The 13,094-nt window shown below is 59.3% G+C and carries 18 protein-coding genes; 17 read left to right on the top strand and 1 reads right to left on the bottom strand.

Going from position 1 to position 13,094, the window contains the following annotated elements:
- Both WAW39_RS28790 and WAW39_RS28785 read left to right on the top strand, forming a co-directional pair.
- Positions 1–225 (top strand): phospholipase D-like domain-containing protein (locus tag WAW39_RS28790; RefSeq protein ID WP_422322961.1); only part of this gene is annotated, 225 nt, incomplete at its 5' end.
- A 284-nt stretch (positions 226–509) separates the two neighbouring features.
- A complete protein-coding gene (locus WAW39_RS28785; protein WP_422322959.1) occupies positions 510–887 on the top strand; it encodes a rhodanese-like domain-containing protein in 378 nt (125 codons plus the stop codon).
- A 78-nt stretch (positions 888–965) separates the two neighbouring features.
- Here the strand turns inward: WAW39_RS28785 and WAW39_RS28780 are convergent, their stop codons facing one another.
- The gene (locus WAW39_RS28780) at positions 966–2,099 is read right to left on the bottom strand and encodes an ROK family protein (protein ID WP_422322957.1); all 1,134 of its coding nucleotides are present in this window, start codon (positions 2,097–2,099) and stop codon (positions 966–968) included.
- Positions 2,100–2,167: 68 nt separating this feature from the next.
- Between WAW39_RS28780 and WAW39_RS28775 the strand changes: the two genes are divergently transcribed.
- The 15 genes from WAW39_RS28775 to WAW39_RS28705 form a co-directional block, all read left to right on the top strand.
- On the top strand, positions 2,168–3,319 hold the full coding sequence (locus tag WAW39_RS28775; RefSeq protein ID WP_422322955.1) for an LLM class flavin-dependent oxidoreductase: 1,152 nt from the start codon (positions 2,168–2,170) through the stop codon (positions 3,317–3,319).
- 1 nt (position 3,320) lies between these two features.
- A complete protein-coding gene (locus tag WAW39_RS28770) occupies positions 3,321–4,367 on the top strand; it encodes a Gfo/Idh/MocA family protein (protein ID WP_422322953.1) in 1,047 nt (348 codons plus the stop codon).
- A 344-nt stretch (positions 4,368–4,711) separates the two neighbouring features.
- Positions 4,712–5,245 (top strand): hypothetical protein, encoded by a 534-nt coding sequence (locus tag WAW39_RS28765; protein ID WP_422322951.1) that lies wholly within the window; start codon positions 4,712–4,714, stop codon positions 5,243–5,245.
- A 128-nt stretch (positions 5,246–5,373) separates the two neighbouring features.
- The gene (locus WAW39_RS28760; protein ID WP_422322949.1) at positions 5,374–6,606 is read left to right on the top strand and encodes a PQQ-binding-like beta-propeller repeat protein; all 1,233 of its coding nucleotides are present in this window, start codon (positions 5,374–5,376) and stop codon (positions 6,604–6,606) included.
- 72 nt (positions 6,607–6,678) lie between these two features.
- Positions 6,679–7,332, top strand: coding sequence for a TetR/AcrR family transcriptional regulator (locus WAW39_RS28755; RefSeq protein WP_422322947.1), 654 nt, complete (start codon positions 6,679–6,681; stop codon positions 7,330–7,332).
- Positions 7,333–7,343: 11 nt separating this feature from the next.
- Positions 7,344–8,630: an RNA polymerase sigma factor gene (locus WAW39_RS28750; RefSeq protein ID WP_422322945.1), complete on the top strand. Its 1,287-nt coding sequence runs from the start codon at positions 7,344–7,346 to the stop codon at positions 8,628–8,630.
- Positions 8,631–8,739: 109 nt separating this feature from the next.
- Positions 8,740–9,132: a YciI family protein gene (locus WAW39_RS28745; protein ID WP_422322943.1), complete on the top strand. Its 393-nt coding sequence runs from the start codon at positions 8,740–8,742 to the stop codon at positions 9,130–9,132.
- Positions 9,129–9,527, top strand: a complete 399-nt coding sequence (locus WAW39_RS28740) for a YciI family protein (RefSeq protein ID WP_422322941.1) — start codon at positions 9,129–9,131, stop codon at positions 9,525–9,527. Before WAW39_RS28745 ends, WAW39_RS28740 begins: the two co-directional genes overlap by 4 nt.
- A gap of 35 nt (positions 9,528–9,562) precedes the next feature.
- Positions 9,563–10,039, top strand: coding sequence for a VOC family protein (locus WAW39_RS28735; protein WP_422322939.1), 477 nt, complete (start codon positions 9,563–9,565; stop codon positions 10,037–10,039).
- Positions 10,040–10,074: 35 nt separating this feature from the next.
- On the top strand, positions 10,075–10,614 hold the full coding sequence (locus tag WAW39_RS28730; protein WP_422322937.1) for an SRPBCC family protein: 540 nt from the start codon (positions 10,075–10,077) through the stop codon (positions 10,612–10,614).
- 27 nt (positions 10,615–10,641) lie between these two features.
- The gene (locus WAW39_RS28725; protein ID WP_422322935.1) at positions 10,642–11,109 is read left to right on the top strand and encodes a GyrI-like domain-containing protein; all 468 of its coding nucleotides are present in this window, start codon (positions 10,642–10,644) and stop codon (positions 11,107–11,109) included.
- Entirely contained in the window at positions 11,106–11,876 is a 771-nt protein-coding gene (locus tag WAW39_RS28720; protein ID WP_422322933.1) for a DUF899 domain-containing protein, read from the top strand. Before WAW39_RS28725 ends, WAW39_RS28720 begins: the two co-directional genes overlap by 4 nt.
- The gene (locus WAW39_RS28715; RefSeq protein WP_422322931.1) at positions 11,873–12,139 is read left to right on the top strand and encodes a hypothetical protein; all 267 of its coding nucleotides are present in this window, start codon (positions 11,873–11,875) and stop codon (positions 12,137–12,139) included. Before WAW39_RS28720 ends, WAW39_RS28715 begins: the two co-directional genes overlap by 4 nt.
- Positions 12,140–12,159: 20 nt before the next feature.
- Positions 12,160–12,645: an SRPBCC family protein gene (locus WAW39_RS28710; protein WP_422322929.1), complete on the top strand. Its 486-nt coding sequence runs from the start codon at positions 12,160–12,162 to the stop codon at positions 12,643–12,645.
- A gap of 22 nt (positions 12,646–12,667) precedes the next feature.
- On the top strand, positions 12,668–13,094 hold a 427-nt coding region (locus WAW39_RS28705; protein ID WP_422322927.1), incomplete at its 3' end, for a VOC family protein.

Here is a 13,094-nt window from a genome sequence, read left to right as displayed (position 1 = left end):
GTGTGGTCCTTCCTTGGGTCCACCAACTGGGATCCACGCAGCCTGCGCCTGAACTTTGAATTCAACCTCGCCTGCCACGACGCTGAACTATGCCAGCGGCTCGCGGCGGAGATGGATGCCAAGCTGGCCCACAGCTGTGAAATCACACACGAGATGCTGGAAAATGCGCCGGTCCTGCATCGCCTGCGCAACGGCTTTGCGCGCCTCTTCATTCCAGCACTCTAAGAACTTTTGAATCTTTTGGCAAAACCAACCGTATCTAGGAACGTTGTAATCTACAGCCTGCCATGATGTCTCCCGGGTTTCCCCCACGCCTCCCCTGCTCCAGCCGCTGCCGCAGCAGGTCAGAATTTGTTTTTTTTCGGGAATAAACCCGCCGGCTCCTGCATCTCACTCGCACGCATGATGTCATCATACTCTCGAACCTGAAACCTTTGCCCCGGAAAACGGGGCCGCTGCCGCGCACAGTCTAACGCGCACCACTTAACTCAACCCACCCAAATCCAATCATGAAGAAACTCATCGCACTCGTCTTCGCCCTCGTCGCCTCCGCCGGTTTCGCAGCCGAGTTCCCGGACATCAGCATTGCCGATCTCAAGAAGGCCATCGCTGACAAGAAAGTCACCGTCATCGACGTGAACGGCGCCGCCTCCTATAAGGCAGGCCATGTGCCAACCGCCATCGACTTCGCAACCCAGGGCTCCAACCTCGCCAGCGCCCTGCCTGCTGACAAGGGTGCTCTCGTCGTCGCCTACTGTGGTGGTCCTGCCTGCAGCGCCTACAAGGCCGCAGCCAATGCCGCCAGCCAGCTCGGCTACACGAACGTGAAACACCTCTCCGCTGGCATCTCCGGCTGGAAGGCCGCCAAAGAACCTCTGGAGAAGTAATACTTCAAGAGACTCCACTCACCGGGTGTGCGGGAACCAATCCTGCCACCCGGTTTTTTGTGCCCGCAGCCGGAATGCTCAGGCAGGAGACCAAGCCTCCATGGCCAGACTCGCCGCCCCGAGGGCACCTGCATTATCACCCAGTGTCGAAGGCACGATTTTCAGTCCTCCCCCACGTAAAGCAGGCATCAGCGCGCATGCGGTATCTGTAACCGATTGGCAAAAACGCTCCCCCAGCATCGTCAAGGGGCCATGAAGGATGAAAACCCCGGTGTCGATGATCATATGCAACAAGCCAATCACTCGTGCGTAGTCGGCACACACGGCTTCCCATTCCGGCCCTGCTGAATCAGAAACAGCCGCGAGACCTGCGCGCAGATCTTCAGGCAGCGTTGCCAGCCCATCCACTCCTGCCAGCCTCCGCCATGTCGCGGGGGCGCTCAGCGCATGGTGCAATTCCTTGCCGTCACCAGCTCCTCCCATCAAGGGCCACGGCCAGCGCCCCACCTCTCCGGCGGCATGATGCGAACCTTCGATCACTTTGCCGTCCTGAACGATGGCGACGCCAAAACCACTCCGAGGTCCGAGGATCACATAATCATTCAAGCCATGTCCGAGACCGAACCAACGCTCAGCCAGCGCAATCGCCCTCAGGTTGTTCTGCAAAATGACAGGAACTTTCAATTTGGATCCGATCTCATCAGCCACCGGCACCCGATTCCAATCAGGGATGAATGCATAATACAACCCCACACCTGCATGCGCATCCACCAGCCCGGGAACTCCCAGACCAACCGAAAGCAGCGGACCTTGCATCGCCTCGGCCAACCGGGCCACGCAGGTGAGAATCGACTTGATCACCTGATCTGCCAACACATCTACAGGCAAGGGCAGCTCCAAGGTCATCTTCACGCTGCCGGAAAAATCCACGCCCACGGCCTGAATGCGCTGGGCATTAAATTCCAAGCCGGCAAACCAGCCCGCTTCCGCTTGCGTACTCAAAATGCGCCGGGGACGGCCCATCGGCCCTTGGTTCAAGCCCGATTCATTCAGGTACTTTTCGGCGATCAAATGATCCACATACAACCCGGTCGTCGAAGGCGAAATTCCTAATGCCTTGGCCAGAGTCGTACGCGAGGTCGCACGCCCGCTGCGAACCTGCAGCACAGCAGCCCCTAGCGTTTCACGTTGGACTATTGGGTTTTTTCGCATTCGAATAAAAAGCCTGTTGATCTCTCCCTGTCCAGCAGGATCAATGTCCTCCCGTCAAAAATCTTCTCATGAGTGACTTACCCATTCGCACCCCTGATCGCAAGTGTGAAGTAGCTTGGTTTGCCGCACTTTGCTCCGACGATTACAAATTCCTCGGCATTCCAGATGGCTCCATCCGCTCCAACTTCGAACACTGCGGCGACATCGTCAAAAAAGCCGACGCTCTCGGCTACCAGAATATCCTCCTTCCCTCCGGCTGGATCGCCGGACAGGACGCCTTGGCTTTTGCCGCCGCCATGGCGCCGCTCACCACGCAGATCAATCAGCTCGTCGCCCTGCGCATGGGCGAAGTCTGGCCCCCCATGCTCGCACGGGCGCTCGCCACCGTCGATCACATCGCCAAAGGCCGTCTATGCATCAATATCATCTCCTCTGACATGCCTGGCATCAAGGAGAGCAATGAAGTCCGCTACGCCCGTGCCAGCGAGATCATCCAGATCCTGCAGGGGCTGTGGCGCACCGACGGCCCGTTTGAATGGAAAGGCGACTTCTACAACATCAGCCTGCCCACCACCGAGCCCGCCAAGCCCTACCAGCAAAACGGCGGCCCTCTGCTCTACTTCGGCGGCATCTCGCCTGCAGCCCAGGATTTGTGCGCCAAACACTGTGATGTCTTCCTCATGTGGCCCGAGACGGAGGACCGCATCGCCGAAACCATGCGCGTTATGTCCGAAAAAGCCACCAGCTACGGTCGCAAAATCGACTTCGGATTCCGTGCCCATGTCATCGTCCGCGAAACCGAAGCCGAGGCCCGCGCCGCAGCAGACCGTCTCATTTCCAAACTCACTGCCGAAAAAGGGGCCGAGATCAAAGCACGTTCCCAAGACAGTCAGAGCGCCGGGGTCAAGCGCCAGGACGAGCTCCGCGCCCAGAGTACCGATCTCTACATCGAGCCCCATCTCTGGAGCGGCATCGGTCTCGCCCGCAGCGGCTGCGCCAGTGCCATTGTCGGCAATCCCGAACAGGTGCTCGCCAAGCTCAACCGCTACATGGACATGGGCATGCGTGCCTTCATCCTCAGCGGCTACCCGCATCTCGAAGAGTGCGACCTCTTCGCCAAGCATGTCCTGCCGCATCTGCCGGCATGCCGCCTGAATGAAGTGCAGGGTCGGCGCGTTCCTGATCCCGTCACACCGCTCACCACCGCTCCTCGCCATTGATATGTCTTCGCCTGTTCGCTTCGCTCTCGCCGGCTTCGGCGCCTGGGGCAAATTCCACGCCCAGTCCATCGCAGGAAATCCTGACGCCCACCTCGTTGCCATTTCCGCGCCCTCAGAAGCCTCGCGCGAAGAAGCTCTCAGGCTCTACCCCACGGCGCAGATCTTCGCCGACAGCCTCGAAATGATCGCTCAGTCCGAGTTCGACATCATCGACATCGTCACCCCCAGCCACACGCACCGAGAGATCGCCCTCGCCGCCATGGCGAAAGGCAAACACGTCCTCCTGGAAAAACCCATGGCCATCACCTTGGAAGACTGCAAAGCCATCGTCGCCGGGGCTCAGCAGAACGGCGTCCATCTCGCCGTCGGCCACGAACTGCGCCTTTCCAGCCAGTGGGGCCGCATCAAAGAAATCATCGACGCTGGCACCATCGGCGATCCGCAGTACGTCCTCGTCGAACTCTCCCGCAAACCCTACCGCCAGGGAGCCAGCGGCTGGCGCTATGATCAAAGTCGTGTCGGCAGCTGGGTCCTCGAAGAACCCATCCACTTCTTCGACCTCGCCCGCTGGTACCTCGAAAGCAGCGGCGATCCCGTGGAACTCCACGCCTACGCCAACTCCCGCGACAAACAGCGCCCAACGCTGTTCGACAACTTCAGCGCCATGTTCAAATACGCCAACGGCAGCTACGCCGTGGTATCGCAAACACTCGCCGCCTTCGAGCACCACCAAACCGTCAAAGTCAGCGGCACCAAGGGCGCGCTCTGGGCCGCTTGGAGCGGCGCGCTTGATCGCACCCTCGAACCCGAATACTTCCTCAAAGTCTTCGACGGTGAAAATCTCGAAACGGTAAAGCTCGAAAAGCATAGCGGCGAAGTCTTTGAACTGCGCGAAGAAATCGCCCAATGCATCGACATGGTACGCACCGGCAAAAAGCCCATCGCATCAGGCATGGACGGTCTCTGGAGCGCCGGCCTTTGCCTCGTCGCAGAAGAATCCATCCGTCTGAACAAACCGCTGCCAGTGGGTGAAATGCTGAAATTTTAGAGAGCCGATTTGAGGGTGGATTTTTGTCTCACGGTCGTTCTAGCAGCCAGCTGTTGCACCCACATGAAAGCATCGCTCCTTCTCGCCACCTTTTGCCTGCCCCTTTCCACCATTCACGCAGATGACCTGCTGCCGCCGATCACCACTGGGCAGCGCGTGGCCACCTGAGGGCACAGCTTTCATGTCTTCACCTACAAGCAGATGGACGAGATCGCAAAATCTGCCGGGCTGGCGCATCAGCCTGTGGGCCTGTCGAGCATCGGCGGCTCCACGGTGCAGAAGCATTGGGACGTGCCCGAGGAAAAAGCGCCGTAAAGCAGGTGCTGAAAACGGGCAAGGTTGACGTGCTCACCCTCTCCCCCATCTGGCGGCCGGACGATGCCATCGAGCAGTTTGTAAAACTCAGCATCGAGCACAATCCCGCGCTGCGCATTACCGTGCAGGAGTTCTGGATGCCGAGTGATGAGTACAACCCCGTCTATCCTCTCGCCACAAAAAAGAAGGCCGATCAAAACGCCACCGACATCACCAAACTTCGCGATGCGACCATGCGCTACGCAAAGGACATCGAGGACTATGTCCAGGGCATCAACCAGCGGCTGGGAAAGCAGTCCGTTTTCATCGTACCAGTAGGCATGGCGGCCGTGACATTGCGTGAGAATATCCTCAAAGGCGAAGCGCCCGGATTGAAAACCCAGGCCGAACTCTTCTGCGACTACTGGGGCCACGCGCTGGCGCCGCTTCAGATCCTCTCCAGCTACTGCCACTTCGCCATCATCTACCGCCGCAGCCCCGCAGGCCTGCCGGTGCCAAACGCCTTCAAAGCCCTCAAAGACATGAGCGATGAAGACAAGGCGAAGCTCAACAAGCTGCTGTAGGAAATCGCCTGGGACACGGTCACTCATCATCCCCTCATCGGTCTGATGAAACCCGTCGCTGCGAAATAAGTGCGGCCCACGGTGCTTTTGACAGCACTCCTCTTTTCGCGGCGTTATGCAACGCCTGCATGAAATTCCACGCCCTCCTGCTTTCTTCCGCGCTCCTCTCTACTCACCTCATCGCCGCCGACTGGCCAGCCTGGCGCGGCCCCACGATGGATGGTCATGCAGCAGCCGGACAAAAGCTTCCGTTAAAATGGAATGAAGCTGAAAATGTCCTATGGAAGGCCGAGGTTCGTGGTCGTGGCCATGGCTCGCCAACCATCGTGGCAGACCATGTCTATCTCGCCACGGCTGACATGGAGACCGAGGAGCAGCTCGTCCTCTGCTATGACCGCGCCACCGGAAAGAAGAAATGGGAAGCCGTCGTGCATCGCGGCAACCTCAACACCAAAGGCCACAAAATCTCCTCGCAGGCCTCGTCCGATGTCGTGAGCGACGGCGAGCGCTTGTTCGTCAACTTCCTCAACAACGGCGCCATCTTCACCACCGCGCTCGATTTCTCCGGCAAGCAGCTCTGGCAGCGCCGCGTGTGCGACTTCCAGGTGCATCAGGGCTTTGGCTCCTCTCCGGTCATCTATCAGTCTATCGTGCTCGTCTCCGCAGATCATCGCGGCGGCGGCAAAATGTCCGGCCTTAACAAACTCACCGGCGAGATCGTCTGGCAGCAGGACCGCCCGCCCGTGGCGAACTACGCATCCCCCGCGGTCGTCAACGCCGCAGGCAAAACGCAGGCCGTGCTCGCAGGCTGCAACAAGGTGGAAAGCTTTGATCCCCTCACTGGCAAAAAGCTCTGGAGCATCGACGGCAGCACCGAAGAAACCGTGGTCACCGCCGTGACCGATGGCAGCCGCATCTTCCTCGGCGGTGGCTATCCGAAAACTCACACGATGGCCGTTGAAGCCGATGGCTCAGGCAAAATCGCCTGGGAGAACGTCACCCGCACCTACGTGCCATCTATGATTGTGAAGAACGGCCATGTCTTCGCCGTGGGAGATGGCGGACGCGCCACCTGCTGGAAGTCCGCCACCGGTAAAGAGCTGTGGTCAGAGAAAGTGGACCGCGAGTTTTATGGCTCCCCCGTCATGGCCGATTCGCGCATCTACGTCACGAGCAAAGGCGGCGTCACTTCCGTTTTTGAGGCGACTCCAGAGAAGTTCACCCTGCTTTCGCAAAACCAGCTGGGCGATGAATCCTTCAGCACTCCCGCCATCTGCGACAACCGCATCTACCTTCGCTCCGCCAAGACCAGCCCAACCCGCCAGGAATATCTGTGGTGCGTAGGCGAGGCAGCAAAGTGATTCCCTGATCCACGCCTAAGAGCAAAAAACTTTGACGGGCTCGCCCCTTTTGTTACATACCAACCGGTTTGTATGTCAAAGAAAGCAACCAGCACCAAGCGCGAACGCGATCCTGCCGCTACACGTCAGCGGTTGATCGACGCCACCGTGCGCCTCATGCTGCAGCAGGGCTTCTCCGCCACTTCGGTCGATCAGATCTGCAAAGAAGCAGGCATGACAAAGGGTGGCTTTTTCCACCACTTCGAAAACAAAGAAGCCCTCGGCATCGCAGCCATCGAATGGTGGGGACGCATGGGCACCGCCCTCTACGCCGAGTCTTGGCAGGACGCCTTACTCGATCCCTTGGAACAGCTGCACCGCATGTTTGATATCATGATCGGCTTCACGCGGCGCAATGATGATGCCGTCGTCTGCATGGTGGGCATGATGTCCCAGGAGATGTCCGCCACAAAACCGGCGTTTCAGGCAGCATGCGAGAAGGAACTGAAACTCTGGACCGAAAACATCGCCAAGCTCCTCACCGCCGCCAAGAAACTGCACAAGCCAAAGACCAAATTTGATCCCATTCAAGTAGCGTGGTTCCTAAACAGCCTCTGGCAAGGTTCCATGCTCATCGGCAAAACTTGCCGCTCTCAGGAACTGATTCGTCACAATCTCAAACTCGCCCGCGACTATGTGGACGGTCTGTTTCAGGCCAATGGAACTCCACGTGGCGACTCTGCATAATCGAATCTGCGATGTCTGACGCACCCTCCAGCACGACTGCTAGTGCTCAGTTTGCCACGGAGCATTTCTTCCGGCATGAGTCAGCGCGTCTGGTCGCGACGCTGGCAGGTCAGTTCGGCGCGCAGCGGCTGCAGTGGGTGGAAGATATCGTGCAGGAAGCCCTCGTGCGTGCACTTCAGACGTGGCCCTATCGCGGCGTGCCGGATAATCCCGCCGCTTGGCTGACCCAGACCGCACGCCATCTGGCGCTGGATCAACTGCGCCGCGAACAGCGCTGGAACGAACGTGAGGAGGGCATCTCGGCAGAGCAGGCACGCTGGATGGCCGTGCCGCTGGAAGCAGCACCGGATGATGCCAACTTGCGTGATGACACCCTGCGGCTGATGTTTGTCTGCTGCCACCCGCAGCTGTCTGCCGAGGCCCAGATCGCACTCGCACTGCGAACTCTCTGCGGCCTCAGTCCGGCGGAGATCGCGGCGGCGTTCGTCACCAGTGAAGCCGCCATCTCAAAGCGGCTCGTACGCGCACGCCAGCGCATCCGCGAGCTGGCGCTGCCCTTTGAACTGCCTGCGGCGCATGAACTGCCGCAGCGCCTTGATGCCGTGCTGACCTCCCTCTATCTGCTCTTCAACGAAGGCTACAAGGCCAGCAGTGGCGAGCACTTGGTACGCTCCGATCTCTGCCATGAGGCGATCCGTCTTACCGAGCTGCTGGCCACTCATCAGCACACCGGCCTGCCGCAGTGCCATGCTCTGCTGGCCCTCATGCTCCTGAGTGCCGCACGCCTGCCGGCCCGCACCGATGATACCGGCGGAATTCTGCGCCTGCATGAACAGGACCGCAGCCTCTGGAATCAGTCTTTCATCCAGCGCGGGCTTCAGCACCTGCAGCTCTCCGCACGTGGGGACACCCTCACGGAGTATCATCTGGAGGCGGGGATCGCCGCATGCCATAGCACGGCAGCCAGCCATGAAACCACCGACTGGGCACGTATTCTCGCCTTGTATGATCAGCTCGTGCTGCTTACGCCCTCGCCCGTGGTGGCCTTGAATCGCGCAATCGCCGTGGGGCGTGTGCTTGGTGCGGAGAGCGGGCTGGAGGCACTTGCAGCCGTACAGGGACTTGATGCCTACCTCTCCCTGCACTCAGCACGCGGGGCCTTCGCCGCCGAACTCGGCCAGGCAGAGGCAGCCGGCGCTCACTACCGCAAGGCACTGGCCCTCGCGGCACTCCCCTCCGAACGCAGCTTTTTGGAGCGGCAGCTGACCGCATGTGAAACCGCTGCAGTCCGAAAATAGCCCCGCTCAAAAATAATTTTGTTTCGATGTCCTTTTTCGTCTGGCCCGTTCGTCGTCCTTTTGAAACCTCGATAATTCATTCCTAAACGACCTACGTCCTCTCCTCGCCATGAACTCTGCAACTCCCCTCCATGACTACCTCGTGATCTCGCGCGGACATTGGGACAAAGACAAGTCCAAGGAGGAGATCGACACCGCCATCACCGACTTTTATGCGTGGCTGAACCGCCACATCGAGGCAGGCCGTATGCGCCCCGGCAGTCGCCTAGGCACGGACCGCGCCAACGTCTCAAAGGCGGGCGTCACCACCGACGGCCCCTTCGGCGAGGCCAAGGAAGTCGTGGGCGGCTACTGGTTCGTCAGCGCAAGCAGCCTGCGAGAAGCCGCCGACCTGCTCTCCCGCAGCCCCACCCTTCCCTGTGGCCTGCATTATGAGGTCCGGCCGCTCGATCCCGAACTCTGTACCGCCTCCGACATCACCAACGAAACCCCGCCCGCATGAATCCCCAAAACCCCACCGACGAATACCTGCTGCTCATTCGAGGCACTCACTGGAACCACGGCATGTCTCCCTCTGAACTCCAGCACGTCATGACTGACTTTTACGCCTGGGTGGATCGTCTCGGCAAAACCGGCATCCATCGCGGCGCACAGCCCTTGATGGAAGAGGGCAAGCTGGTCTCCGGCCCCAAGGGGGCAACCGTGACCGACGGCGTCTTTGCCGAGTCAAAGGAAGCCATCGCCGGATACTTCCGCATCGCTGTGGGCAGCATGGATGAAGCCGTCCGCATCGCCCAGGAATGCCCCATCCTCCAATACGGCGCCACCATTGAAGTCCGACCCATTGCCGATCTCTGCCGCCCCATGGCCGAAGTCAAATCCTCCTCCCAGCCCTGATCAAAACACACACCAACTCCAACCAACCACCCACCATGAGCACACTCGCCTACCCATCCTTCAGCCCCTACATCACCGTGCACAATGCCGAAGAGGCCATCGCTTTTTATCACGCAGCCTTTGGTGCTACCGAACGCTTCCGTCTCGCCGATGCCTCGTCCGGCAAGATCGGCCATGCCGAGCTCGATCTCCAAGGCAGCCTGCTCATGCTCTCGGATGAAAATCCCGCCTGGAACAAGTCCCCTCAAACACTCGGCGGCACACCCGTGAAATTCTGCCTCATGGTTGAAAACGCAGATGTCGCCATTGCGAAAGCTGTCGCCGCTGGTGCCACTCCGCTCATGCCAGCCAGCGATCAATTCTACGGCTTTCGCAGCGGCTCCGTGCGCGATCCCTTCGGCCATGAATGGATGCTCCAGCACGAGATCGAAAAAGTATCTCCCGAAGAAATGCAAAAGCGCTGGGATGCCATGCTCGGAAAATGCTCATCCTCCGAGGAAGCCGCCAAGTAATCTACTTTCAAACTCCAACACACAACGCGCACACCATGATCAAAAAAATCCTGCTCGGCCTCGTCCTCATCATCGCCGTCATCTGCGTCATCGCCTCTTTCCAGTCCGATGACGTGAACGTCACCCGTTCCGCCACCACCACCGCCAGCCCTGAGGCAGTCTTCAAAATCGTGAACGACTTCCGTCAGTGGGACTCATGGTCGCCTTGGGCAAAGATTGATCCTAACATGAAGAAGAGCCTCGAAGGCCCGCCTGAAGGCGTCGGCGCCATCTACAAGTGGTCCGGCAACAATGAAGTCGGTGAAGGCAGCACCACCTTGGTGGAGAGCAAGCCGAATGAAAAAGTCGGCATGAAACTGGCCTTTGTGCGCCCCTTTGCCGGCACCAGCGATGTCCAGTTCACCTTCACCCCCGAAGGCTCCGGCACCAAGATCACCTGGGCCATGCAGAGCAAGAAACCCTTCATCGGCAAGATCATGGGCATGTTCATGGACTGCGAAAAAATGTGCGGCGACCAGTTTCTCGAAGGCCTCGCCAATTTGAAGAAGATCGTGGAAGCCACCCCAAAAGCATGACCTGAAAACCTCTCACGAGAAACCACCATGCTCGACCAGCCCACAGCCCCCATTGTCACTGAGGCCCAGCCCGCCGCCGTGATCCACATCACCGTGCCGCGTGATCAAATTCAGGAAGTGATGGGCCCGGCCATCCACGAAGTCATTGCCACCACTCAGGCCCAAGGCATCGGCCCCAAAGGCCCCGTCTTTGCACATCACTTCGGCATGACCCCTGGCATCTTCAATTTTGAAGTCGGCGTGCCCGTGTCCAGCTCAGTGCAGCCCGTGGGCCGGGTAAAGCCCGGAGAAATCCCCGGCACCACCATCGTGCGCACCGTTTACACCGGTCCGTATGAAGGACTCGGTCAGGCTTGGGGAGACTTTCAGGACATCATCGAATCCCAAGGCCACAAGCTGGTGCCCAATCTCTGGGAACGCTACCTCTCCGGCCCGGAGTCCAGTGAGGCCCCCTCCACCTTCCGCACCGAACTCAATCAAACCATCATACCATGAAAGACCATTCCATTGTTTCTCCGGAAGAATGGCTGACGGCACGCCGTGCCCTGCTGGCCAGGGAAAAAGCCCAGATGGAGGCCAGCGATGAGGTGGCACGCCTGCGCAGCGAACTGCCCTGGGTGAAAATCACCAAACCCTACATCTTCGACACTCCCACCTGCCAGGCATCGCTGGCCGATCTCTTCGACGGCCGCAGCCAGTTGTTTCTCTATCACTTCATGTTTGGCCCCGATTGGGAAGAGGGCTGCACCGGCTGCTCCTTCCTGTGTGATCACGTGGATGGCGCGCGCCAGCACTTTGAACACCACGATCTCTCATTCGTGGCCGTGTCGCGCGGCCCCATCGACAAACTGGAGGCCTACCGCAAACGCATGGGCTGGAAGTTTCGCTGGGTTTCCGCTGCGCACTCCGACTTCAATCAAGACTTCCAAGTCTCCTTCCCACCGAAGAGCGTGAAGGACGGCAAGATCACCTACAACTTCAACACCCAGGACTACAGCCCTGATTGCGAAGAACTGCCAGGCTTCAGCGTCTTCTACAAGGACGCGGAAGGGCAGATCTACCATACCTACTCCTCCTTCAGCCGTGGCGGCGAGGTCCTGCTGGGTGCCTATCAGTTCATCGATCAGACGCCGAAGGGCCGCATGGAGAATGTGAATGGCAATCTCATGGACTGGGTGAAGCGCCACGACCGCTATGAAAACGACGGCCGCACCACCGGCAAAGAATGCTGCGGCTGCAGCGCCACCCCCAAAGCCGCATGAATACCACAGCCTGCCATTGCTCCTTCGGGAAAAAGCTGCGCGCTGTGAAACACTGCGCCGGCTGGTTCATCCCCGGAGTCATGCTGGCTCTCCTTCCCAAGTGCCCGCTATGCCTCGCTGCATGGCTCAGCCTCATGCTTGGCATCGGTATATCCGTCACCACTGCCACCATGTTGCATGCCACGCTCATCACCCTCTGCCTGGCTCTATGCATCATCTGCCTCGTCCGCCACTTCTACGTTTTTCGCAAACCCAGCATCTAAAATTCACCTTCTTTCTCACCATGCCACTCCCAGCCCCCATCGAATCTCCGCTCGCCGAACGCGAACTTGTCCTCGTGCGCGAGACCGACATTCCCGCCGCGAAACTCTACGCCGGATGGACGCAGCCTGACCTCCTCGTCCAATGGTTCACCCCCAAGCCCTGGACCACCACGGCTTGCGAGATCGACCTTCGTCCTGGCGGCACCTGCAAAACCACCATGCGCAGCCCGGAAGGCCAGGAGTTCCCCAATGTCGGCGTTTACCTCGAAGTCGTGCCGAACGAAAAAATCGTCTTCACCGACGGCTATCTGCCCAACTGGGAACCCAATCCGAATCACTTCTTCACCGCCATCCTCACTTGGGAAACCCTGCCCACTGGCAAAACCCGCTACACCGCCCGCGCCCGCCACTGGACCAAGGAGGCCTGCGAAAAGCACGCCGCCATGGGCTTCATGGACGGCTGGGGCAAGGCATTTGATCAGCTCGTTGAACTCATGAGCAAGTAACACTTCAACCCACTGCCCTACCATGTCCCGCGTCAGCACCTACCTCAACTTTCCCCGCAACACCGAAGAAGCCTTCGCCTTCTACAAGTCGGTCTTCAAAACCGAATACGTCGGTCACATCGCCCGCTTCGGTGATATCCCCGCCAGCCCGGACTGCCCGCCAGCCGCTGAGGCCGACAAGAACCTCGTCATGCACATCGCTCTGCCCACCCTCGGCGAGCACGTTCTCATGGGCACCGATTCCCCCGAGTCGATGGGCTTCAAGTGCACCCCAGGCAACAACGTGCACATCAATCTCGAACCCGACACCCGCGAAGAAGCGGACCGTCTCTTCACCGCCCTCTCAGCAGGCGGCAAAGTCGAAATGCCCATCCAGGACATGTTCTGGGGTGCCTACTTCGGCTCCTTCTCAGACAAGTTCGGCATCCACTGGATGATCAATTGCATGC

This window comes from Prosthecobacter sp. (assembly GCF_049294395.1).
Lineage (GTDB): Bacteria > Verrucomicrobiota > Verrucomicrobiia > Verrucomicrobiales > Verrucomicrobiaceae > Prosthecobacter.
This window is presented reverse-complemented; position numbering and strand designations above follow the sequence as displayed.